Source organism: Nocardia sp. CC201C (assembly GCF_030010695.1).
GTDB classification, from domain to species: domain Bacteria; phylum Actinomycetota; class Actinomycetes; order Mycobacteriales; family Mycobacteriaceae; genus Nocardia; species Nocardia otitidiscaviarum.
Genome location: NZ_JASCXP010000699.1, coordinates 1 through 1704, shown reverse-complemented (window position 1 = coordinate 1704; position 1704 = coordinate 1). Strand labels below are relative to the sequence as shown.

Annotated in this window: 2 protein-coding genes; both read right to left on the bottom strand. The window is 67.6% G+C overall.

All coding sequences use genetic code 11. The features are described from left to right. Nucleotides 1-727, bottom strand: a 727-nt coding sequence (locus tag QK444_RS36055) for an amino acid ABC transporter ATP-binding protein (protein ID WP_282786571.1), incomplete at its 3' end; no start/stop codon positions are given. Nucleotides 728-753: 26 nt separating this feature from the next. Next, entirely contained in the window at nucleotides 754-1638 is an 885-nt protein-coding gene (locus QK444_RS36050) for an amino acid ABC transporter permease (RefSeq protein ID WP_282786570.1), read from the bottom strand. Between the last annotated feature and the right edge of the window lie 66 nt (nucleotides 1639-1704).

Genomic DNA, 1704 nt, shown 5'->3' with positions numbered 1-1704 from the left:
TGGTGCGCTCGTGCTTGGGGTCGGCCAGTACCTCGCGCGGGTTCCCTGCCTCCACCACTACCCCGCCGTCCATGAACACCAGTTGGTCGGCGACCTCGCGGGCGAAGCCCATCTCGTGGGTCACCACCACCATGGTCATGCCGTCGGCCGCGAGTTCCCGCATGACGCCCAGCACCTCGCCGACCAGTTCCGGATCCAGCGCCGAGGTGGGCTCGTCGAAGAGCATGAGCTTGGGATCCATGGCCAGCGCCCGGGCGATGGCCACGCGCTGCTGCTGACCGCCGGACAGTTGGGCGGGATAGGTGTCGGCCTTGTCCGCCAATCCGACCCGGTCCAGCAGTTCCCTGGCCCGCGCCACCGCCTTGGCCTTGGCGATCCGCTTGACCTGGGTGGGCGCCTCGATGATGTTCTCCAGCGCCGTCCGGTGCGGGAACAGGTTGAAGTGCTGGAACACCATGCCGATATCGCGGCGCTGGCGGGCGGCCTCGCGCGGATGCAATTCGTAGAGCTTGTCACCCTTTTCGCGATAGCCGACCAGCTCGCCGTCCACGTACAGCCGCCCGGCGTTCACCTGCTCCAGATGGTTGATACAGCGCAGGAAGGTGGACTTGCCGGAGCCGGACGGGCCGATGAGGCACAGCACCTCACCGCGCTGCACCTCCAGCGTGATGCCCTTGAGCACCCGCAGCGCGCCGAAGTTCTTGCAGACCCGGTCGGCGCGCACCATGGGCGTCGCGGTGTCGGATGTCGCGGTCACTTGCCCTCCTCCACCACGTGCTGCTGAGAAGCCATGGCCCGCAACTGCTTTCCGGTCAACTGCCGCGACGAACCGCGCGAGTAGTAGCGCTCCAGGTAGAACTGGCCCACCATGAGCACGCTGGTGACCACCAGATACCAGGTGGCCGCCACCAGCAGCAGCGGCACCGGCTGGAAGTTCACGCCGTAGATGTCGCGCGCCCGGCCGTACAGGTCCGTGGTCAATGGAATCGCCGTGACCAGCGAGGTGGTCTTGAGCATGGAGATGAGTTCGTTGCCGGTGGGCGGAATGATCACCCGCATGGCCTGCGGCAGCACGGTGCGGCGCATGGTCTGCGACCAGGACATGCCCAGCGCCACCGACGCCTCGCGCTGCCCCTCGCCCACGGAATTCACACCGGCACGGACGATTTCGGCCATGTACGCGGCCTCGTTGAGTCCCAGGCCGATCACCGCGAACAGGAACGGGGCCCGCCAGTCCAGCACATTGAAATCCGCGAACGACGGACCGAAGGGCACCCCGACGGTGATGGTCTGGTACAGGCCCGGGAACAGGCCCCAGAACACCAACTGCACGTACACCGGGGTGCCGCGGAAGATCCAGAGGTAGACCCACGACACCGACCGCAGCACCGGATTCGGCGACAGCCGCATGATGGCCAGCACCACGCCCAGCACCACACCGAGCACCATGGCCAGCACGGTCAGCTCCAGCGTGACCAGCGCACCTTCCAGGATGCGCGTGTCGAACAGGTAGCTCGCGTAGGTGTCCCAGTGGTAGGCGGGATTGGTCCACGCGCCGTACAGGAACAGTCCCAGCAGCACCAGGATGATCGTGGCGGCGATCCACCGGCCCGGACGCCGCAAGGGGATGGCCTTGATCGGCTCCGGCTCGGTATCGGCCGCAGCCGCCCCCCCCGGGGGGGGGGGGGGGGGCCGCGGGGAGGA